We start from the raw sequence: 20,089 nt of genomic DNA, 5'->3' as shown, positions 1-20,089 counted from the left end.
GGCGATCAAACGCCAAGGAAGAGAAGCGGATCTGCGCCCACCAAGACGGCATGCCCCCCGCCGAGAAGCCAGACGAGAAGCGCCACCGTGCACAACATGGCGGCAGCCATCGGCATATCTACCGTAATTCTAGTCTTACCATTGATCGCAGCGGCGAACGGGATGACGGAAGTCTGCGAAGAGGCCAACGGCCAGGCCGGCCCCAGCGACCGACGCGCCCTTTTTTCCAGCATCAGGAAGCCACCGGCAGAAAAGAGGGCAAAGCCGCCGAACAGAAGCAGCGATCGCAGATCTCCGTTGGGCGGAATGTGCCCCACCGACCAGCAGAGAAAACCCCAGAGAACCGGATGGCGCGTGACAGCCACGATCGCATCCGCCTCGACTCCCTTGCGGAACGAGATCGAGAAGGGATTGCGGCTGAACAGGCCGGCCAGGACCAGAAAAAGTCCGATCGGTGAAAGCACGAAGGTGGGCCAGGCCCGCCACGGCCTGGGTTGCCAGATTTCCACATAATCGAGGCTCAGCGCAGACAGGACAAGCCAGGCGAGAGCGGCCGTGGAGATGATGGAATAGGCGGCAATATAGCTTCCATGCCCCATCCGGCCGATCAGCGCGCCGCGGATCTTCGGGATCGCAGGAATGGAATGCAGGGCGATGAAGGTCCCGAAAGCCAGCAGGAACTGCGCCATGGCAAATCCGCTACTGCTGCCAGAAGAGAACGCCCGCGATGGCGACCGAAAAGACCACCGCGGCGAGCGAGCTGTAACCCTGCAGGACACCCATCCGTTTCAGGGCGATGGCGAATATGACTATGATCGGTGCGGCCATCAGCAGGCCGGCTTGTGCATCAGACATGGCAAATCCTTGGTTTGCCGCCATCCTAACCTCTCTATCGGCCGTTTCTTTGCGATATGACAAAGAGCCGGATCCGTATTGCCTCCATCTTCCGCTGCGGAAGAATACCGGAGGTTTCGGAATGGCGGCAATCACGACGACCGAGGAGAGGGATGAAGGCGGCGACCTTCTACTCTGGGTGCTTGTCTGGGGCGAGCTCGCGGCTTTCGGCATCCTGCTGACCGGCTATGTCGTCATGTCCATGCTGCATCCGGAAAGTTTTGCGCTCGCAAAACTGCATCTCGCGCCGCGACTGGCGGGGCTCAACACCGTCGTGCTCCTGGCGAGCAGCTGGCAGGCGGCGCTGGCCGTCAGCTCTAAGGGAAAACCTCGCCTGCAACGCCTCTTCCTGCTCGGCGCCGCATTTCTGGGTTTTCTCTTCGTCGCCCTCAAGTTCGCCGAATACAGTTCCGAATGGGCGGCGACAGGCGACGAGAACCTGCAGACCTTTTTCGAACTCTATTTTCTCATCACGGGCTTTCACCTCGCCCATGTCGCCTTCGTGGGCCTTCTCTTTGTGTTGGCGGCAATCCGGCTCGACCGTTCGACGATCGTCATGCTGACAACCATCTGGCACGTCATCGACATCGTCTGGCTGGTGATGTTCCCCCTGATCTATCTGAGCTAGAACGAAGGATACTCCCATGGACGATTCGAAACTCTTCGGCAGCGGCAACTGGGTCATGATGCTGGGCATCACCGGCACGCTGATCGCCGCGCAATGGAAGCATGAGGTGATCCCGGCGGCAGCACTTGCCGTCATCCTCGTCATGGCCATTGCCAAGATACGGCTCATCCTGCTCGACTTCATGGGCCTGCGGGGAATACGCCCCAATCTCGCCCGTGCGCTGATGATCTGGCCGGTCTTCTTCTCCGTCCTGTCGCTCGGCAAGGTCGTGCTGGCGGCGGTTCTCTAGTTCGGTTCCCATCTGCGCCTTTCTTTCCGAAATCTGCCCAACCCCAGGCGGGCTGCCCCATGTCGCCATCGGAAAGCCTATCCCTACACTTGAAAAACAGCGCGCTCCGGGGGCACCGCTTTTTTGTTTGGTAAATCGCAAAGAACGCCTCCCGGAATCCGCTCATAGAAGCTCCACGGGTACCGGCCGCTTCCATGCGGGCCGGACCCGGCAGCAACCCGCAAGGCATCCGCACAAAGGGGACATGAGGATGGCAGAACGCCTCACAAAGACCGGGGCACGTAACGTCTTTTACGGCGGCTCCGCGTTCTTCTTCGTAATCTTTCTCGGGCTGACAGCCCACAGTCACTACTACATGCTCACGACGTCCACGGACGAGGCCACGCTCCTGGATTCCGTCGCGCGCGGCAAACACGTCTGGGAAAAGAACGCCTGTATCAACTGCCATACGATCCTCGGGGAAGGCGCCTATTTCGCCCCCGAGCTCGGAAACGTGTGGAAGCGATGGGGTGGCGATACCGATCCGGACACGGCCCGTTCGACGCTGAAGGCCTGGATGGCCGCGCAGCCGAGCGGCATCGAGGGCAGGCGGCAGATGCCGCAGTTCAACCTGACGGAACAGGAACTCGACGACCTGGCCGACTTCCTCGAATGGACGAGCAGGATCAAGACCCAGAACTGGCCGCCGAACGATGCCGGCTGATCTCACGGGAAGGGAAAAACACATGAAATATCAAACCCAGAAGGTCGCCATGCTGTATTTTTACGGCGCGCTCGGCCTGTTCATCGCCCAGGTCCTGTTCGGCGTCCTCGCCGGCACGATCTACGTCTTGCCGAACACGCTTTCGGAACTGCTGCCCTTCAACATCGTGCGGATGATCCACACCAACGCGCTCATCGTCTGGCTGCTGATGGGCTTCATGGGATCGACCTACTACCTCCTGCCCGAAGAGGCCGAGACGGAGCTGTACAGCACCAGGATCGCGGTCGCGCAGTTTTGGCTCTTCCTCGTCGCGGCGGCAATCGCCGTCGTCGGTTATCTGTTCCACTATCATGAGGGCCGCGAGTTTCTGGAACAGCCGTTCCCGATCAAGGTCGGCATCGTCATCGTTGCGCTGATGTTCCTGTTCAACGTGACGCTGACCGTGCTCAAGGGCCGCAAGACCGTCGTCACCAACATCCTGATCTTCGGCCTCTGGGGCGTGGCGATCTTCTTCCTGTTCGCCTTCTACAACCCGGCCAATCTGGCGCTCGACAAGATGTACTGGTGGTACGTCGTCCATCTGTGGGTCGAAGGCGTCTGGGAACTGATCATGGCATCGGTGCTGGCCTTCCTGATGATCAAGCTGAACGGCATCGACCGAGAAGTGGTCGAAAAATGGCTCTACGTGATCGTCGGCCTTGCCCTCTTCTCCGGCATTCTCGGCACCGGCCACCATTTCTACTGGATCGGCGCTCCCGGTTACTGGCAGTGGATCGGCTCGCTCTTCTCGACGCTGGAAGTCGCGCCCTTCTTCACCATGGTCATCTTCACCTTCGTGATGACCTGGAAGGCCGGACGCAAGCATCCGAACCGGGCCGCCCTTCTCTGGTCGATCGGCTGCTCGGTCATGGCCTTCTTCGGCGCCGGCGTCTGGGGTTTTCTGCACACGCTGTCGTCGGTCAACTATTATACCCACGGCACCCAGGTTACCGCCGCCCACGGCCACCTCGCCTTCTTCGGCGCCTACGTGATGCTGAACCTTGCCGTCATGGCCTATGCCGTGCCGGAGCTTCGCGGCCGCAGCCCCTATAACCAGTGGCTTTCAATGGTCAGCTTCTGGATCATGTGCACGGCCATGTCGGTCATGACCTTCGCGCTGACCTTTGCCGGCGTCCTTCAGGTTCACCTGCAGCGCGTCCTCGGCCAGGGCTACATGGATGTCCAGGACCAGCTGGCGATCTTCTACTGGGTCCGGCTCGGATCGGGCGTCTTCGTGCTCATCTCGGCGCTGATGTTCCTCTGGGCCCTGTTCGTTCCGGGACGCGAACGGCAGCCCGCCGGCACCGCGAGCATCCAGCCGGCCGAATAATGCGATGCGGCTCCGTCTCCGGCGGAGCCGCCCTCCCCATCCCTCCAAGATCAGGACATTCCGATGACCATGATTTCTCCGATAAAGCCGGTCGAGGCCGGACTGATCCCCCACTACATTCCGGCCGGCAACGAATGCGAGCTGTTCGAACTGGCTTGGAAGCGGCAGCTTCCTCTTCTTCTCAAAGGCCCAACCGGTTGCGGAAAGACCCGTTTCGTTTCCCATATGGCGGAGCGTCTCGGACTGTCGCTTGCGACCGTCTCCTGCCATGACGACCTGGCCGCAGCCGATCTGACCGGCCGCTTCCTCCTGAAGGGCGGCGAGACCGTCTGGGTGGATGGCCCCTTGACGAAGTCGGTGCGCGGCGGCGGCATCTGCTACCTCGACGAAATCGTCGAGGCGAGGAAGGATGTCGCCGTCGTCATCCATCCGTTGACCGATGACCGCCGTATCCTGCCGCTCGAAAGAACCGGGGAGGTGCTGGAGGCGCCGAAGGAGTTCATGCTCGTCGTCTCCTATAATCCCGGCTACCAGAACATCCTCAAGGCATTGAAGCCTTCCACCAAGCAGCGCTTCGTGGCCATCGAGTTCGACTTTCTCCCCCGGGAACAGGAAGTCGCGATCGTTGCCGCCGAAAGCGGCCTTTCCGAGCGCCAAGTCGTGCCGCTGGTACACCTCGCCCACCGCCTGCGCGCCCTCAAGGGACACGATCTGGAGGAGGGCGTTTCGACGCGCCTGCTCGTCTACTGCGCTTCGCTCATCGAAGGCGGGCTCAATCCCCGCCACGCGATACGGGCTGCCCTGATCGAGCCGCTGACCGACGATCCGGACGTGCGCTCAGCCCTGATCGAAGTGGCGAATGCCGTGGTTGCCTGAGGTGCTGTGATGCTGGATTTTCTCGAGCTGGAAGAAGCCGTCGGCAAGGCCTGGCATCGCCTGGTCGGCCAGACGCGAAGCCTGCCGCGCTATCCCGAGCAGGCGGTGGCGCTGGACGACATGAAATCCGTCCTCGCATCCTGCTTCCGCGGCTTCGGCGGCGATCACGCGGTCCAGCTCGTGGCAGCCCATCAGCGCACGTCGAAACATCGCCTGAAGCTTCGCCAGCTTGTCGGGCTGGGCGAGGAGCGGATCGCCCGCTCCGGCCGGGATTTCGCCCGCGCAATGCTGCCTGAGGTCATCGACTTCTTCCCGGATCGCAACCTCAACCGCGCGCTCTACATCTGGCTGACGGCGGCCCTTGCCACGCTGCCCGAGACCCGGCCGGCCTCCGGAGATCCCCTCGCGCGGGATCTCGAACGACTGCATATGGCAGGCGCCAATGTGGAGGCTACGCTTGCGGCATTTCCCGGCCTGCGATCGGTCTACCGAAGCCTGTGCCAGGCAGTGCTTGCCGAGCGTCGCCGCGGCAAGCTTCCCTCCGTGGAACGGCTGCTGGAAAGCAGGATCATCAACCTGCTGCGGGCAGGCGCAGGCCTGCCGGACGATACGCCGAGCGCGATCTTCCCGCGTCATGCCCCGCCCGGCTATCAGCCGATGATGGACGTGCCGCTCTGGCCGGAATTTCTGCCCCAGGAGGAAAGTCGTTCCTCGGCGGAGGATTCCGAAACCCCGCTCGCTGATCCGCAAGGTTCGGCCGGCAAGAGAAGATTCAGCGCCGAGCGGCAGCGGGAGGACGGGATGCGCTCCGAGCGGAGCCCGTTCATCCTCAACCGCTTCGAAAAAATCCTGGCGATGACGGAGATGGTCAATGTCGACCGGCCGACCGACGACAAGCCCGAGGAAGACGGCAAGGCCGCCGAAGATCTGGATGAGATGGTTCTCGGGCACCGAAAGGAACGCCCCTCTTCGCGTTTCCACTTCGATCTCGATCTGCCGCCGGAAATGGTCGATCTCCAGGAAATCGCCGCCGAACTCACCTATCCCGAATGGGACTACCGGAAGACCACCTATCTGAAGAACCATTGCCGGGTCCTCGCCGTTCCGACATCGGCGAGCGGCGATCGCCTTGAAACATCCGACGCCACCAAAGCCCTGGTCAGGAAGGTGCGCAAGCAGTTCGAAATCCTGCGGCCGCGCCAGGAAATGCTCAAATCGCAGCTCGACGGCGTGGAGCTCGATCTCGATGCCGTCGTCCGGCGCCGGACCGATCTGCTTGCCGGAGGACAGGCAACAGACCGTATCCACGTCGCAAGCCGGCCGCGCACGCCCGATCTCGCCGTCACCATTCTCGTCGACGTCTCCCTTTCGACCGATGCCTGGATCGACAACCGGCGGGTCCTGGATGTCGAGAAGGAAGCGCTCCTCGTTCTTTCGCAGGGCCTGAGCGCCTGCGGCACGGACCACTCGATCCTCACCTTCACTTCCCGCCGCCGCTCCTGGGTGCGGATCGAGACCGTGAAGGGGTACGACGAACAGCTTTCCCCGACCATCGAGGACCGGATCGCTGGCCTGAAGCCCGGATATTACACCCGCCTCGGCGCCGCCTTGCGGCACGCGACCGCGGATCTGGCGAAACGCCCCAACCGGACACGGCTGCTTCTGGTGCTGACCGATGGCAAGCCCAACGACATCGACCACTACGAAGGCCGTTTCGCGATGGAGGACAGCCGCCGCGCCGTGCAGGAAGCCAAGCGCCTGGGCGTCAACGTATTCGCCGTGACGGTCGACAAGGATGCAAAATCCTATCTGCCGACGATGTTCGGCCGCAACGGTTATGCGGTCGTCGGAGACATTTCGAAGCTTCCGGCGGCTCTGCCCGCCATCTATCGCGGCCTGACGGGATAAGGGGATCCCGGTCGCAAGGGAGGTCCGGCTCGGCGGAGTGCCGGACCTCCCTTTCCGCTCTGCCCCTATGCAGCCTTGCTGAACGACCTGCCGCTCTTGTTCAGGTAGGCATCGAACGCCGAAGCCGCGGCTCTGACGATGAACCGGTGATCCTCCGAGACCTTGATAAATCCTCCCCGGCGTTCGATCAGCCCGTCCCGTTCAAGCTCGTCGAGCCGATCGTTGCTCCCAAGGAGAAGATCGGCATCGAAGCCATGCGCCGCCGCAAGCGCGGGAATGTCCACCGCGAAGTCGCACATCAGCCTCTCGATCACGTCGCCGCGCAGACGATCCTCCGCGGTGAGGTGGTAACCCTTGGCGACCGGCAGTTCGCCTTTCGACACCCGGGTCGCGTAGAGGCCCGGCGGAACCTCGTTCTGCACATATCCCTGCGGCAACCGGCCGATCGAGGATGCCCCGAGCCCGATCAGGGCCTCGCAGGCATCCGTCGTGTACCCCTGGAAATTCCGGTGCAGCCGGCCTTCGGCCTGCGCAACGGAGAGGTCGTCGCCAGGCAGGGCGAAATGATCGAGACCGATTCTGACATAGCCTGCCGTCACCAGGGCCTCGGCGATCGCGGATGCCTGGAGCGCACGCTCCCGCGCATCGGGAAGCGCCGCCTCGTCGATGAGCCGCTGGTGCTTCTTGAAGCTCGGGATATGCGCATAACCGAAGACGGCAAAACGATCCGGCCGTATGCTGACGGCCGCTTCGACGGTCTCGACGCAGGATTCGACCGTCTGGAACGGCAGCCCGTAGATCAGGTCGAAGTTGATCGCGTCGATCTTGTTGTGGCGAAGGTGCTCCACCGTCTCCATCGTCGTCTCGACGCTCTGGATGCGGTTGATCGCCTTCTGGACCCTCGGGTCGAAGCTCTGAACGCCGAGGCTCGCGCGGGTGACGCCCGACTGTCCGAGCGCCGCCGCCATTTCGCCGGTCAAGGTTCGCGGATCGATTTCGACCGCCGCATTGACGCTGCTCGCGAAACCGAGACGGTTGCGGAACGCATCCATCAACGCGATGAATTCCTCCGGCCTGATGACGGTCGGCGTGCCGCCGCCGAAGTGGATTTCCCCGACGCTGAAACTGTCGGCTCGAGCGGATGCCAGAAGCTCGATTTCCCGGTGCAATGTCTCGATATAGTCGAGAATGGGCCTGTCGCGCTCGGTGATCGTGGTATGACAGCCGCAATACCAGCACATCGACCGACAGAAAGGGATGTGAACGTAGAGCGAGCTCGGCTGTCCTTCGGGCAACCTCCTGAGCCAGGCCGGATAATCGAGTGCGTCGAACTCCGTGCTGAAGTTCGGAGCCGTCGGATAGCTCGTGTAGCGCGGCAGTCGCGCATCGCCATATTTCTCGATTATCGCTGCGGACATATCGGCTCCTTTCCGGTTTTCATCGGAGAGCATTAGCCGCCCGGCGCCAGCCTCTCTTTGTGCGAAATCAACGACAGCCGGCCCTTTCTGCGAAATATTTGTCCCGACGCAAATTTGGACGATCGCGCCGCTGCTAAATCATCAAGGCGGCAGGGATTGGCCAGGCCGTTGCACCAGTTGAAAGGCCCAGAACGCACCATGTCGGATATTGAGATCCTTTCCATCGATGTCAGGACGATCGCGCCCGCCGAACGTCACCCGAAGATTTTCGGCGTGCTGACGTCCCTCGTCCCGGGCGGCATCATGCATGTCACGAGCGACCATGATCCCCGGCCGCTGCATTACCAGATCGAGAGCCGGTATCCGGAACAGTTCGACTGGCAATATCTCGAACAGGGTCCGGATGTCTGGCGCGTCGAAATCCAGCGGGCGCAGGGTTCCGGCTGCGACTGCTGCTGCGGTCACTGAAAGACGAGAGCCATGCCCGGCGCCACCCTCTCCCCCTGGACGATGTCCTATTTCGCGACGGCACTGGTCTGCCTGGTCGCCGGGCTGGCCTTGATGATATCGGGATTCGGATATCCGTCCGCTCCTATCGACGATCCGGCCTCGCTTGCGGTCGTTCATCTCATCGCGATCGGCTGGCTCGCTCTCCTGTTTGCCGGATCGCTGCTTCAGTTCGTGCCGGTGATCGCCTCGCGGCAGCTGCAATCTCCCCATCTCGCCCTGCCCGCGCTGCTCCTGACCATGACCGGGCTTCTCCTGCTGCTTGGCGGATTTCTGGGACTGGCCGATATTCTGCCGCTCTGGACATGGACGCTGCCGGCCGGGGCCCTCCTGCTGACACTGGCATTCGAAGGCCTCTGCTGGATGGTCGCGGGCACGCTTGCGTTTGCCCGGCCGTACTCGCTGCCGGCAAGGTTCGTCGCGCTCGGCTGTGTGTCACTGATCGTTACGGCGCTGGTCGGGCTGTTCTTCACACTTCCCCTCTCTGGCCTCACCGATGACCCGCATCTCGTCGGGCTGATGCTTTCCGCTGGACCAGCGCATGCCTATCTCGGCCTTTTCGGATGGATGACCGTCACCGCGATCGGCGTCAGCTACCGTCTCCTGACCATGTTCCTGCTGTCGCCTGAAAGGACGCGCGGGACAAGCCGGGCGATCGGCTGGGTGCTGGCCGCCGCTCTCGTGGCCGTCGGCTGCGGCATCTTCCTCGATGGAGCCGGCTTGCCCGCGGACTGGCCGCTTTACCTGGCGATCGCCCTCTCGGGACTTGCCGCGGTTCTCTACGCGTTCGACATCCACGCGATCTTCCGCGAGCGGAAACGCAAGTCAACGGAACTGAACGTGATGGCGAGCCTGGTGGCAGTCGGTTTGCTGATCCTCTGCTTTGCTCTTTTCGCCGTGTCGATCGTGATCGGCAACCCGGCCGAGATGGTGATGCCGGTCGCCTATCTCTTCACGTTCGGCTGGCTGACCGGGCTCGGCCTCGGACAGCTCTACAAGATCGTGGCATTCATGACATGGCTGGAATTCTACGGCCCTATTCTTGGCCGCGCAGTCGTCCCGCGTGTCCAGGACCTCGTCAACGAGCGGCGCGCGTCCGCATGGTTCTCGCTTTATTTCGCCGCCACGGCTGCAGCGACCACCGCCCTGATCCTCGACATGCCTGGCATGTTCAGGGGGGCCGCGCTCGCCCAGCTCGCGGCTGTCTGCGCTCTGGCCTTCGAATTTATCCAGGCGCGTCGCCTCGCCATGGTTCCGGCCGCCACCAGACTTCCGTCGGGCATCACCGCACGGCGGCTCATCTTACCAAGCTTCAACGGGAGGTCGCGATGACCCAGGAATTCAAGGAACTCGATGTCAGGCCCATTCTGAAGAACGGCGGCGAGCCGTTCGAAGCGATCATGACGGTGGTCGGCGCGCTCCAGCCCGGTCAGGGTCTGAAGCTGCTGGCGCCCTTCAAGCCGCAACCGCTCTACCGCGTCATGGATGCGAAGGGCTTTGATCACGTAGTTTCGGAACTCGTCGGCGGAGATTTCGAGGTGCGCTTCACACCGCGCCTGGAAGAAGCGGTCGCACTCTCCGAAAACGCGGTCTCGCCCGAGCTTTGGGCGGAACCGTCCGTGCAGCTCGACCTTTCCGACCTCGATCCACCGGAACCGATGCAGCGAATTCTCGCGGAGGCAGAAGCTCTGAGCCCGGGTGCGGTGATGTTCGCGGTGCTCGCACGCGAGCCGGTCTTCCTGTTCCCGGAACTGACGCGCCGGGGCCACCAATGGGTGGGTAATTTCGACCGGGACGGCAGCGCCTACCGCATCATGATCCGCATCGGAACCGGGAGCGCCAATGCCTGACACGTCTGAACAGGCCAACCTGGCCGAAGAGGTCAGGCAACAGCTTTCGATGGTCATCGATCCCGAAATGGGACGCAGCGTCGAGGACATGGGCCTAATCTACCGCATTGAGGCGGATCAGGCCGGCGACGTGCACATACTGATGACCACCACGACAAAAGGCTGCCCCGCCTCGACCTTTCTGAAGGAAGCCATCCAGGCCTGCGCCGCATCGGTCTCCGGCGTGAAGAGTGTCGATGTTGAGCTGACCTACGACCCGCCGTGGAACCCTTCGATGATGATGCCATGAAGTTTCTGAAGCTGATCAGGCGGTGGGGAATGACGCGTCACCACCATATGGCGCCGCTCGTCCCGCAAGCGGAAAACACCCCGGACAAACGCCTTGCTGTCTACGAGTTGATTGCTGCCCGCGCTGCGGCCGATCCGGCCTTGTTCGTCATCGAGGAAATCGAGCGCCTGACCGAATCGATCACACGGGAGATCTGAGGCATTTCACCGGATTGTCCGGCATCCGTTTCAGAATGCCTAGTCCGTCCGCCTATCCCGCTCCGGTTATCCCTTCGTGCTTTCCGCGAGCGCCAGCAGGCCTTCGGCATCCTTCACCAGCAGCTTCTGGCGCCCGCCTTCGACCAGACCTTTCGCCTCCCAGGCGCTCATGATCCTCGAAACGGTATGTAGCGTCGTGCCGGTCATCTCGGCGATATCCTGCCGGGAAATCGGGAAATCGACGCGCACCGCGTCTCCTTCCTTGCGGCCCGCGTGCTTGACCAGTCTGAGAACCGCATGGGCAACCCGCTGTTCGACTTCCTGCGTCGACATCTCCCGGATACGGGCATGGGCTTCTTCCAGCCGCTGCCCGATCGTCTGCATCGCAGTGACCGCAAGGCGCGGATTTCGATCGACAAACTGGGGCCAAAGCTCCGTCGGCCAGCAAAGCGCGATGCTTTCCGCAACGGCCATCGCCGTACCGGGGTAGTCCGTGCGTTGAAGCGCCTTGGCGAAACCGAACAAATCGCCCGGATGGACGACGCGCACGATGATCTGCTGACCGTCCTCGGTGACTTGCGTGACTTTCAGCCTTCCATGCAGAAGCAGATAAAAATGCATCGCGGCCGCCCCTTGTTCGAAAACGGCTTCGCCGACCGGCACCCTGCGGGAGGTGGCATGAGCAAGAAGCGCTTCCGTATCGGCATCCTCCATCCTTTCGAACAGGGGAAAACTTCTCACGAGGCTCTTATCGATCTTCAACGGCCTATGCTCCGCTATGGGTCGGCGCGACCCTAGCACAACCCGCGGCGAGATCGAAGATGCGGTATTGCCGCGCCGGCAACGAACATTCCCGCATCTGCTTGCGACGCCGCAATGAAGGGTGTCATCGCCACCGCTACAAGGGTGCCGAACAAGGAGTCCAAAGATGACGACAATTCCGGCTGTGCGGCGACCTGGCGGCGTCCCGAGGGGACTTTCCACAACCGCCCCTATCCTGTTTTCCTACGGCTTCAGGCCATTCTTTCTCTCGGCCGCGCTCTGGGCTTGTTTGGCGATGCTGTTGTGGATAGCGAGCCTGGCGGGTCTGATCGACATCGCGGGCTCTTATGGCACCCTCCATTGGCATGCACACGAAATGCTGTTCGGTTATGCAAGCGCCGTGCTTGCCGGTTTCCTGTTGACTGCCGTTCCCAACTGGACCGGCAGATTGCCGGTGTCCGGGTGGCCGCTGGTCTTTCTGTTTCTCGTCTGGGTCGCCGGCAGGCTGGCGCTGCTTCTGTCGGACTATATCGGTGCCATGGCCGCCATCTTGATCGACAGCGTCTTTCTGCCCCTCCTTCTCTTCATCTGCGCGCGCGAAGTGGTCGCTGGCCGGAAGTGGAAGGACCTCAAGGTTGTCGGCGGCTTGATGGCCCTCTCCGCCGCAAACATCCTGTATCATCTGGCCGTGGACGGCGGACAGCACCCATCCCTGGGGATCAAGCTTGCCCTTTCGGCCTATACCGCCATGATCCTCATCGTCGGAGGACGGATCATTCCGAGCTTCACCCGCAACTGGATCAACAAGACCGGACGGACGGATTTTCCCGCCGCCTATGACCGCTTCGACACCGCCGCCATCCTGTGCGGGGTCGCCGCCCTGGCGGCCTGGATCGTTCTGGACGACGGAACCCTCGTCGCCGGGATAGCAGGACTGGCGGCCGTCATGCATGCGATTCGGCTTGCACGCTGGCGGGGCTGGACGACGACGGCGGAAATGCTTGTTGCAATCCTGCATATCGCCTACCTGTTCGTACCTCTGGGGTTCCTCGCGATCGGCCTTGCAGCCGTGAACCTCTTCGACGAGACCTCGGCAATGCATGTCCTGAGCGTCGGAACCGTGGCCACGATGATGCTCGCCGTCATGACAAGGGCGAGCCGGGGCCATACCGGACGGGTGCTCACCACATCGCCGACGACCGTTGCTTCCTATGCGGCGATCGTGCTCTGCGCATTCCTGAGACCAAGCGCCAGCCTGTTCCCCGAATTCGCGAGCCAGATCTATGCGCTGTCCGGCGTCGCCTGGCTTGCTGCTTTCAGCCTCTTTGTTCTCGAATACGGACCGATGCTGATCCATGTACGGCGGCGGGTGGCGGAAGGATAAGGATCTTATCATCTTCCAGATTACCGTTTTGCACGCGAATCCGACCAGATAATAAAGTCGAATACCGGCTCTGGATACCCAGGCGCGGTAGACTTTAGACCTGCAGGCGTTCGCGCGGCGGTTTCCGCCTGCTGGGCGGGTGCCGCCGGAGCCATGCCAAGTATATGTGCGAAGTCCTGATCATTCGCAGTCGTGAATTGGCGAAACAGTGCGGCAGCGCGTCCGGCGTGACGTCGCGCCGCCTCCTGTTTACGCTCGCGTATCTTCACACCGGCTGCTGAAAGCAGGATCAATCCCTTGAGGAGCATGCATGCCGCGCTGCCGGCCGAGCTGGGCTGCGCCGAGATCTCGCTCGCCGATACGATCGGGCGGGCGCAATCCGATCGTGTCGATGCGCTGATGCGCATGGCTGTCGGGGCGCTTCCGGCCGAACAGCTGGCCTGCCATTTTCACGACACCCACGGCCATGCGCTCGACAATGTCGATGCAGCCCTCGGCTGGAACATCCGCATCTTCGACAGCGCCATTGGCGGCCTCGGCGGCTGCCCCTATGCCCCAGGTGCGGCGGGCAATCTCAGCACCGTTTCGCTCGTCGCGCATCTGGAGAGGGCCGGATATTCGACGGGGTTGGATATGGCGGCGATTGAAGCAGCGCAGAGGTTTTCGCTGCAGGTGAGGGCGCCTAAGTCATAGAAGGCCATCGTGCTCAGCGAGATCAAGGAAGCACTCGGCGTCGCCGGTGCGCTTAATACGGGTGCGGCATTGATATATTCTGCCCGCGTCTTTGACGCGATCGCAGGCATTGCGTAGGAATGACGAATCGTCGAGCGCGCCTGTCAGGCGCGCTCGTACTCGAACAAGAACACTCTGCTGAAGGTAGCCAAATCATACGGGCCGGCTGTTTGGGTAAGATGTAGTGGTTATCGATGGTAGATTCACGAGTCGTAAATCGCCCTGTGGGTCATCCTAGATCGCGCGAGGTCCGGTGGTCTTTGCACAGCCGGGTTACAAGACCATCGCTATCAATTGCCGCTCCTGGCGAATACCATGCTGGTAGAGGTTCATGATCAGCCTTGCGACGTCGACTGCCTCGGGCGTCTGCTTTCGAAAACCACAGTGTTGCAAACCTGGTCAAAGACCCGTTGCAGCATTTCCATTTCTTCCGGCTCGATAGGGTCGAGCACCTGAACATGCTTGAGCAGCATTTGATCACCTCAAAACATTCTCGCTGCCAAGCGTATTTCAGTGATTTCATAATTGCTACCCGATGAAAACAAGTGTCAGCGCTAGCGAGAGCTTTATCGGCTGCGGCACGTCCGTAGTCGAAGTTCGAGGCGCGACGCAGCTCCCAAGCTTTCAGCGCGCACCAGCGCCAAGTCCGATGGAGCAACACATGGCGGCCTCGACGGGATCAGTCCGTAGCGATCACCCCATCGCAATACTTGACCGGCGGTGTCCATTTCGCCCGATTGCTTGCGTCGCGGCGTCAGGCCCAGATAGACACCCACGGATGTTGCATTTCGAAAGCGAGATGGGGTCGTCGATCGTATGGCGCAAGGTCAGTGCCGTTACAACGCCGATGCCCGGCACGGCCATCAACCGCTTGTCGTCTCGTCTGCTCAATCCATCTGTCGGATCTGGCGGTCCAACTCATCAAGCTCTCGACCAAATAGGCATGCACTGAGAGCAGTGGTAGCAAGACCGGCCAAAGCAAGTGACCGTCTCCGGTCAATTCGGTGACGCAATGCCGGACCTTTCCCGTGTTCCGCATCGGTCGAGACATGGTCTGAAGACACTCTCCATCAAGCGGGCGAGATTGATCAATCTCGGAGAGAGGCCGCTTTGGAGGAAGTTTCAGGAAGATGCAGTTCGGCGACTCGACCGTATCTGCCTTTCCACCTCCTGTAGCATGCCAAAAGCGAGGTACCGGTGATCGTGGATCTCTCGAACCTGGCCTCCCGCTGGCCTATAGAGCGTCGAGAGGCGAGACATGGCTTCCATGGCTTCCTGCAATGATCCATATCTGCCCGCGGCCGTTGCCCCAAGCATCGCGGTGCCCAGCAGGACCGGTTCCTCGGTTTCGGCAACGGTGACCGGCAGGTTGGTCGTATCCGCCAGTATCTGCCTCACAAGGGAACTTTGCGCGGCACCGCCACTGGCGATGATCATGTCGAGGGCGATACCCTTCTGCGAAAGCTTGTCGAGAAGCTGCCTGAGGCCGTAGCCGACGCCGCAGAGGCCCGCGATATAAAGAGATATCAGGCTGGGGATATCTGTATCAAGCCCGATGCCAGCAATAACCGCTCGCGCATCCGGGTCCGCAAAGGGGGATCGGTTGCCGATGAATTCCGGCACGACGTGAACGGTACCGGCGAGTTCCGCGACGCGCGTCAGGTCGGGGAAGAGGTTCGTCGCCTCGCGGTCCAGCCAGGCAACCAAGGAAAGGCCGGCGGCCTCCGCCTTGGCACATGCTTCCGCATGGGCCGGATGCATGGTGACAAGCTGATCGATGGCGGCGCCGGCTGCCGACTGGCCGCCCTCAGTCAACCACAATCCCGGGACCATCGACGAATAGTAGGGGCCCCACACGCCGTCGACGAAAACCGGTTTGTCGCTGGATGCCATGGAACAGGCGGATGTTCCGAAAATATAGGCAAGCCTGTTGCGGACATCTGCCTTGCCCTCGGCATCTTCTCCGCCGAGCGTGCCGATGCCGCCCGCATGGGCGTCGATCAGGCCGGCGCCGACCGATGTCCCCGGCATCAGACCGAGATCGGCGGCCGCCTGCTCCGTCAGGCCGTTTGCAAGTGGCGTTCCCGGATCGACGATGTCGGTTCCGATCCGCTTGAAATCCTCATCGGCGAGTTCTCCAAGGCCGACCGCCCTGAAATATTGCCCGTCCCAGCGCTTTTCATGGGCAAGATAGGTCCATTTGCAGGTGACGGTGCATGCCGAGCGGCTGAGCGATCCCGTCGCCCGCCACGTCAGATAGTCGGCGAGATCGAAGAAATGTCCGGCGTCCGCAAACGACCGGGGAAGGTTGCGCTTCAGCCAGAGAAGCTTGGGCGTTTCCATCTCCGGCGAGATCCGGCCGCCGACATAACGCAGGACCTCGTGCTGCCCGTCGTTGATTTCGGCCGCCTCGCCGGCGGCGCGGTGATCCATCCAGACAACGATATTGCGATCCGCGTCCCCCGAAGGGCTGACCGTGACCGGCTTCCCGTCGGCTGTGACGACAACCAGCGAACAAGTGGCATCGAAACCCAGTCCCGCGACCGCGGACGGCTGGATGCCGGCCGACGCGACGGCCTCACGGACGCTCCCGCAGACCGCCTGCCATATCTGCCGACCGGACTGCTCGACGACATGGCCGGGCTCGTGCCAGATGGTGATCGGGCGCTTGGCGGATGCCAGCAGAGCGCCGGTTTCGTTGAACACGCCGGCCCGCGCACTGCCTGTTCCCACATCGATGCCGACAAAGAACCGGTTCATGGTCAGAGATCCGTGCTGAGAGGCAGAATGACGAGATCGCGAATGGTGATGTTGCGCGGCCTTGATAACATGAACATCACGGCTTCGGCGACTTCGGTCGCTTCCATCAACCCTCCGGCCGCAATCGCCTCATCGAGTTTCGCCTGCGGCCAATCGCTGATCAGCGCGGTGATGACAGGACCCGGGGCGACCGCGCCGACGCGGATGCCGTGTTTGGCGACCTGGCGCCGCACGGTGTGAACGAAAGCCTGCACCGCGTGTTTCGATGCTGTGTAGATCGGTTCCCAGACGACCGGCACCAGGCCGGCAATCGAGCTGGTCATGATGATGTCGCCGGTCTTGCGCTCCACCATATGCGGCAGCACGGCCTGGACGGAGCGGAAGGCGGCGTTGATGTTGAGGTTGAGCATCCGGTCCCAGGCGTCAGGGTCGCCCTCCGCGACTTCGCCGCCGATATAGGCGCCGGCGTTGGCGTGAAAGATATCGAGCCTGCCGAACCTGTCGAGGATGCGGGGCATCATCGTCGCGACGCTTGAGGCGTCGGTCAGGTCGATCGCCAGCGGAAAGGCGTTCGGTCCCAGTTGCGAGCACAACGTCTCAAGCGTGTCGCCGGCCCTGTCGACAAAGGCGACGCTGACACCTTCGGCCAAGAGGGCTCGGGCGCATTCGAGGCCGATGCCCGAGGCAGCGCCGGTGACGGCGGCAACCTTTCCAGAAAGATCCTGTCTCATGTCGTACCTTCTTCGATAATATAACAATCAAATGGGGCCTGCGTCGGAGCTGACCGCCGGGGCCGGCTCAGTCGGCGCGGCGATTAGCGAAAGAGATGGGCGGCGCCGGGGTTGAACTGGAACTCGGCCGCATCGCCGAACGCCAGTTCCACATCGACCGGGATCGCGGCGACCACTCTCTCGTTTTCGGCAGTATCGACCGCGATGATCGTCTCGGTTCCCAGGCGCTCGACCAGTGCGATGCGCCCATGAAGTCCTCCTTCACCAGCCGCCGGCCGTCCCGGTTTCAGGAATTGCGGCCTGATGCCGAGCCATGCCTGATCGCCGACTGCAAAGCCCTTTCCGCGGACCGGGATCAGAGGCATTGAGCCGGAAGCGACCGTTGCGGTATCGCCCGTGACGGACTGCACCTTCACCGGCAGGAAATTCATCTTCGGCGCGCCGATGAACCCCGCGACGAACTTGTTCGCCGGGTTCTTGTAGAGCTCCATCGGCGAGCCGACCTGCTGGACCAGGCCGCCGTCGAGAACGACGATCTTGTCGGCCAGCGTCATAGCCTCGATCTGGTCGTGGGTGACGTAGATCATCGTCGCGCCGAGATCGCGATGCAGCTTGGCCAGCTCCATGCGCATATCGACGCGAAGGGCGGCATCGAGGTTCGAGAGCGGCTCGTCGAACAGGAAGACGCCGGGTTTGCGCACGATCGCCCGGCCGATCGCGACGCGCTGGCGCTGGCCGCCGGAGAGCTGGCTCGGCTTGCGGTCGAGCAGATGCTCCATCTTCAGGATGCGGGCCGCCTCGCGCACCCGCGCGTCGAGCTCGAGTTTCGGTGTCTTGTTGAGGGAAAGGCCGAAGCCCATGTTCTCATAGACGGTCATATGCGGATAAAGCGCATAGGACTGGAACACCATGGCGATCCCGCGCTCGCGCGGCTCGACCTCGTTGCAGAGCCGGTCGCCGATGTGGAGCTCGCCGCCCGATATGTCTTCGAGACCCGCGATCATGCGCAACAGCGTGGACTTGCCGCAGCCGGAAGGCCCGACAAACACCACGAATTCGGCGTCCTTGATATCGAGGTCGACGCCCTTGATGATGTCGACCGCGCCAAAACTCTTCTTAAGTCCGGCCAGACGCAAACTTGCCATGCTTCCTCACTTTCTTGAAATCTTCGGGGCGCCGCACCGGGGCCGATAGGCCACCACGCCGCGCCCGTCGCCCACGGTCCGCCTATGGGCAAACGAACGGTTCCGAGCCATGCCGGCCCCGCAGCGTGCGCTGCCGGGCCGGCAGTCCGCGATCAGGCGTCTTCCAGTTCCCTCGCGCGCTCGGTGCTGTCCTTGACGCGCAGATAGGCGCCCTTGGCGATCAGCTGGCGGCGAAGCTCCTTGACGTCGATATCGGCCGGCGCGCGGTTGCTGCGCACCGAGATCTTCGCCGCGCGTCCCGCCGCCTCGCCCATCGCCATGCAGGTTGCCATGACGCGGATCGCTCCCATCGCCTCATGGGTGGTGGAGATCGCCCGGCCGGCGACGATCAGGTTGCTGACCTTGGTCGGGATCAGCGAGCGATAGGGGATGTCGTAGCAATCGCCGCACCAGATCAGGGTGCAGCCGTCATCGGCGGGGCGGTGAATATCGATCGGATAGCTCGCCACCGCAATCGAATCGTCGAAATGACGGCAGCCCAGCACGTCCTCCTGGTTCATCACATATTCGCCGACGATGCGGCGTGTCTCGCGGATGCCGAGGAAGGGCGCGGTCTTGGTGAAATAGGCCTTCTCGAAGCCCGGGACGTAGTTGATCAGATAGGTGACAATATCGTCGATCTGGCCGCGGGCTTCGATCTCGCCCATGGTCAGGCTCGCCGCATCGGTACCGTCGACGCCCTTGACTCGGGTCATGTTGATCCAGACCTCGCCGGCCTTCAGGCCGGTGATAATGATGGTGCGCTCGTTGGCGATCTTCAGCCCCATCTCGTCCTGCGCCTTGGCGATCAGTTCGCGAAGGCCGACGATGATGAACTGGCGATTCTGGCCGAAATATTCCGCCGGGATGAAGTCGGTCAGATAGGTGCGGGCCTGCGGCGGCTGGTTGGCGATGCTGAGGCGCAACCTGTCGGTGTCGACGCCGGCAATGCAGAACATCAGCGTCGGCGGCTGCATGCCGCCATGTTCGTTGCCCTTTTCGCAAGGAACGCCAGCACGATAGGCGACATCCGCGTCACCGGTGCAGTCGATGACGACCTTGCCGAGAATGACGCCGCGGCCGGTCTTGCTCTCGGTGATGACGCCGCGGATCATGTCGCCATCCATCACGACGCCGGCGCAGAAGGTGTAGAACAGCACGTCGACGCCCGCTTCGGTCAGCATTTCAAGCGCCACGGTCTTCACCGCTTCCGGCTCGACGAGCGTGATGCCCATGTGCAGCGGGCAGGGCCGGTGTTCGCTGGCGCCGTCGCGGGCCTTGAGCCGGTCGATGAATTTCTGCGGCAGCCCTTCGATGATCTGGTTGCCCTTCTGGCCGAGGAAGCCGAGGACCGGAAGGCCAATCGTCATGTTGCCGCCAACGAAGCTGCGGCTTTCGATAAGGCCCACCCTCAGCCCGTCTTCGGCGGCGGCGAGCGCCGATGTGAGGCCGGCCGGTCCGCCGCCGATAACGAGCACGTCATATTCCGCCGTGACAGGGGTTGTCCGGGCGGGTTCCTGGATCGATCGGGTGGTGGTGCTCAACATTGTCCTTGTCTCTTTCGTGGATGGACCGTCAGGGTCCAAAAACAGTCATGCCGGTTTCGGC

At 62.2% G+C, this 20,089-nt stretch carries 23 protein-coding genes and 1 pseudogene; 14 read left to right on the top strand and 10 right to left on the bottom strand.

Features of this window, described 5'->3' with window-relative positions; all coding sequences use genetic code 11:
• Positions 1-5: 5 nt before the first annotated feature.
• Both ACSQ8R_RS23915 and ACSQ8R_RS23910 read right to left on the bottom strand, forming a co-directional pair.
• Entirely contained in the window at positions 6-689 is a 684-nt protein-coding gene (locus ACSQ8R_RS23915) for an NnrU family protein (RefSeq protein ID WP_436255857.1), read from the bottom strand.
• A gap of 10 nt (positions 690-699) precedes the next feature.
• Positions 700-855: a hypothetical protein gene (locus tag ACSQ8R_RS23910; RefSeq protein WP_436255856.1), complete on the bottom strand. Its 156-nt coding sequence runs from the start codon at positions 853-855 to the stop codon at positions 700-702.
• 121 nt (positions 856-976) lie between these two features.
• Between ACSQ8R_RS23910 and ACSQ8R_RS23905 the strand changes: the two genes are divergently transcribed.
• The 6 genes from ACSQ8R_RS23905 to ACSQ8R_RS23880 all read left to right on the top strand — a co-directional run bounded on the left by ACSQ8R_RS23905 (position 977) and on the right by ACSQ8R_RS23880 (position 6,667).
• Positions 977-1,522, top strand: coding sequence for a cytochrome c oxidase subunit 3 (locus ACSQ8R_RS23905; RefSeq protein ID WP_436255855.1), 546 nt, complete (start codon positions 977-979; stop codon positions 1,520-1,522).
• 16 nt (positions 1,523-1,538) lie between these two features.
• Entirely contained in the window at positions 1,539-1,811 is a 273-nt protein-coding gene (locus ACSQ8R_RS23900) for a cytochrome C oxidase subunit IV family protein (RefSeq protein ID WP_436255854.1), read from the top strand.
• Between the two features lie 250 nt (positions 1,812-2,061).
• The gene (locus tag ACSQ8R_RS23895; protein ID WP_436255853.1) at positions 2,062-2,514 is read left to right on the top strand and encodes a c-type cytochrome; all 453 of its coding nucleotides are present in this window, start codon (positions 2,062-2,064) and stop codon (positions 2,512-2,514) included.
• A 22-nt stretch (positions 2,515-2,536) separates the two neighbouring features.
• A complete protein-coding gene (locus ACSQ8R_RS23890; RefSeq protein ID WP_436255852.1) occupies positions 2,537-3,883 on the top strand; it encodes a cbb3-type cytochrome c oxidase subunit I in 1,347 nt (448 codons plus the stop codon).
• Positions 3,884-3,952: 69 nt separating this feature from the next.
• A complete protein-coding gene (locus tag ACSQ8R_RS23885) occupies positions 3,953-4,759 on the top strand; it encodes a CbbQ/NirQ/NorQ/GpvN family protein (RefSeq protein ID WP_436257263.1) in 807 nt (268 codons plus the stop codon).
• Between the two features lie 9 nt (positions 4,760-4,768).
• On the top strand, positions 4,769-6,667 hold the full coding sequence (locus ACSQ8R_RS23880) for a nitric oxide reductase activation protein NorD (protein WP_436255851.1): 1,899 nt from the start codon (positions 4,769-4,771) through the stop codon (positions 6,665-6,667).
• 65 nt (positions 6,668-6,732) lie between these two features.
• On the opposite strand, the gene hemN is transcribed toward ACSQ8R_RS23880, so the two are convergent.
• Positions 6,733-8,085, bottom strand: a complete 1,353-nt coding sequence (hemN, locus tag ACSQ8R_RS23875; protein WP_436255850.1) for an oxygen-independent coproporphyrinogen III oxidase — start codon at positions 8,083-8,085, stop codon at positions 6,733-6,735.
• A gap of 198 nt (positions 8,086-8,283) precedes the next feature.
• Between hemN and ACSQ8R_RS23870 the strand changes: the two genes are divergently transcribed.
• Genes ACSQ8R_RS23870 through ACSQ8R_RS23850 form a run of 5 tightly spaced genes read left to right on the top strand, consistent with a single transcriptional unit; the run spans position 8,284 to position 10,928 of the window.
• Positions 8,284-8,553 carry a DUF2249 domain-containing protein gene (locus tag ACSQ8R_RS23870; RefSeq protein WP_436255849.1) on the top strand — a complete coding sequence of 90 codons (270 nt, stop codon included), beginning with the start codon at positions 8,284-8,286 and terminating at the stop codon, positions 8,551-8,553.
• A gap of 12 nt (positions 8,554-8,565) precedes the next feature.
• The gene (locus ACSQ8R_RS23865; protein ID WP_436255848.1) at positions 8,566-9,924 is read left to right on the top strand and encodes a hypothetical protein; all 1,359 of its coding nucleotides are present in this window, start codon (positions 8,566-8,568) and stop codon (positions 9,922-9,924) included.
• The gene (locus ACSQ8R_RS23860) at positions 9,921-10,442 is read left to right on the top strand and encodes a DUF2249 domain-containing protein (RefSeq protein ID WP_436255847.1); all 522 of its coding nucleotides are present in this window, start codon (positions 9,921-9,923) and stop codon (positions 10,440-10,442) included. Before ACSQ8R_RS23865 ends, ACSQ8R_RS23860 begins: the two co-directional genes overlap by 4 nt.
• Positions 10,435-10,731 carry a metal-sulfur cluster assembly factor gene (locus ACSQ8R_RS23855; protein WP_436255846.1) on the top strand — a complete coding sequence of 99 codons (297 nt, stop codon included), beginning with the start codon at positions 10,435-10,437 and terminating at the stop codon, positions 10,729-10,731. The genes ACSQ8R_RS23860 and ACSQ8R_RS23855 overlap by 8 nt, the downstream gene beginning before the upstream one ends.
• Positions 10,728-10,928 (top strand): hypothetical protein, encoded by a 201-nt coding sequence (locus ACSQ8R_RS23850; protein ID WP_436255845.1) that lies wholly within the window; start codon positions 10,728-10,730, stop codon positions 10,926-10,928. Before ACSQ8R_RS23855 ends, ACSQ8R_RS23850 begins: the two co-directional genes overlap by 4 nt.
• Positions 10,929-10,994: 66 nt before the next feature.
• On the opposite strand, the gene ACSQ8R_RS23845 is transcribed toward ACSQ8R_RS23850, so the two are convergent.
• The gene (locus tag ACSQ8R_RS23845; protein ID WP_436255844.1) at positions 10,995-11,690 is read right to left on the bottom strand and encodes a Crp/Fnr family transcriptional regulator; all 696 of its coding nucleotides are present in this window, start codon (positions 11,688-11,690) and stop codon (positions 10,995-10,997) included.
• Positions 11,691-11,856: 166 nt separating this feature from the next.
• On the opposite strand from ACSQ8R_RS23845, the gene ACSQ8R_RS23840 reads away from it, so the two are divergent.
• The 3 genes and pseudogenes from ACSQ8R_RS23840 to ACSQ8R_RS23830 all read left to right on the top strand — a co-directional run.
• The gene (locus ACSQ8R_RS23840) at positions 11,857-13,074 is read left to right on the top strand and encodes an NnrS family protein (protein ID WP_436255843.1); all 1,218 of its coding nucleotides are present in this window, start codon (positions 11,857-11,859) and stop codon (positions 13,072-13,074) included.
• 306 nt (positions 13,075-13,380) lie between these two features.
• A complete protein-coding gene (locus ACSQ8R_RS23835; protein WP_436257262.1) occupies positions 13,381-13,767 on the top strand; it encodes a hypothetical protein in 387 nt (128 codons plus the stop codon).
• Between the two features lie 18 nt (positions 13,768-13,785).
• A pseudogene (locus ACSQ8R_RS23830) lies at positions 13,786-13,884 on the top strand (carboxymuconolactone decarboxylase family protein); the annotation flags it as partial.
• A 257-nt stretch (positions 13,885-14,141) separates the two neighbouring features.
• Here ACSQ8R_RS23830 and ACSQ8R_RS23825 read toward each other — a convergent pair.
• The 6 genes from ACSQ8R_RS23825 to ACSQ8R_RS23800 form a co-directional block, all read right to left on the bottom strand.
• Positions 14,142-14,279: a hypothetical protein gene (locus tag ACSQ8R_RS23825; protein WP_436255842.1), complete on the bottom strand. Its 138-nt coding sequence runs from the start codon at positions 14,277-14,279 to the stop codon at positions 14,142-14,144.
• Positions 14,280-14,372: 93 nt separating this feature from the next.
• Positions 14,373-14,624, bottom strand: a complete 252-nt coding sequence (locus tag ACSQ8R_RS23820; protein WP_436257261.1) for a transposase — start codon at positions 14,622-14,624, stop codon at positions 14,373-14,375.
• A gap of 304 nt (positions 14,625-14,928) precedes the next feature.
• A complete protein-coding gene (locus ACSQ8R_RS23815; protein WP_436255841.1) occupies positions 14,929-16,566 on the bottom strand; it encodes an FGGY-family carbohydrate kinase in 1,638 nt (545 codons plus the stop codon).
• Positions 16,567-16,568: 2 nt separating this feature from the next.
• Complete coding sequence (locus tag ACSQ8R_RS23810) at positions 16,569-17,297, bottom strand: SDR family oxidoreductase (RefSeq protein ID WP_436255840.1); 729 nt, start codon at positions 17,295-17,297, stop codon at positions 16,569-16,571.
• A gap of 83 nt (positions 17,298-17,380) precedes the next feature.
• The gene (locus tag ACSQ8R_RS23805; RefSeq protein ID WP_436255839.1) at positions 17,381-18,442 is read right to left on the bottom strand and encodes an ABC transporter ATP-binding protein; all 1,062 of its coding nucleotides are present in this window, start codon (positions 18,440-18,442) and stop codon (positions 17,381-17,383) included.
• Between the two features lie 152 nt (positions 18,443-18,594).
• Positions 18,595-20,028 (bottom strand): FAD-dependent oxidoreductase, encoded by a 1,434-nt coding sequence (locus tag ACSQ8R_RS23800; RefSeq protein ID WP_436255838.1) that lies wholly within the window; start codon positions 20,026-20,028, stop codon positions 18,595-18,597.
• Positions 20,029-20,089 lie beyond the last annotated feature (61 nt).

It is taken from the genome of Neorhizobium sp. LjRoot104 (assembly GCF_964253725.1).
Classification (GTDB): domain Bacteria; phylum Pseudomonadota; class Alphaproteobacteria; order Rhizobiales; family Rhizobiaceae; genus Neorhizobium.
The sequence above is the reverse complement of the archived record's forward strand: the minus strand, read 5'-3'. Positions and strand labels throughout refer to the sequence as shown.